Origin of the sequence: Methylobacterium sp. WL6 (genome assembly GCF_008040095.1) — a bacterium.
In the GTDB taxonomy this organism is placed as follows: domain Bacteria; phylum Pseudomonadota; class Alphaproteobacteria; order Rhizobiales; family Beijerinckiaceae; genus Methylobacterium.
On record NZ_VRVH01000702.1, the window covers coordinates 1 to 272 of the forward strand.

The 272-nt window shown below is 62.9% G+C and carries 1 protein-coding gene; it reads left to right on the forward strand.

All coding sequences use genetic code 11. The features are described 5' to 3' along the window. Positions 1-272: hypothetical protein (locus FV230_RS30280; protein ID WP_187275683.1), on the forward strand; the 272-nt coding region annotated here is incomplete at both ends.

Genomic DNA, 272 nt, shown 5'->3' on the forward strand with positions numbered 1-272 from the left:
TTTCGCCAAACACTGCACCGGGCACCTACACGATCGAGGCTGCCTTCGTCTTTGACAAGGCGGGCAACTCACAGAGCTACTATGGTACCCAGCTGGCGGACATCGGCGCTCAAACCAGCTTCACCGTCGTCGGCAGTCAAAACGCCGACACCACAGCTCCCGTCCTGACCGGGCTGACTTTGCCCGGTACGGTCGACCTGTCGCACGGCGCTCAGACCATCGCCATCACCGCAGGCGCCTCCGATGCCGGTTCCGGGGTGAGCTACGTCCAA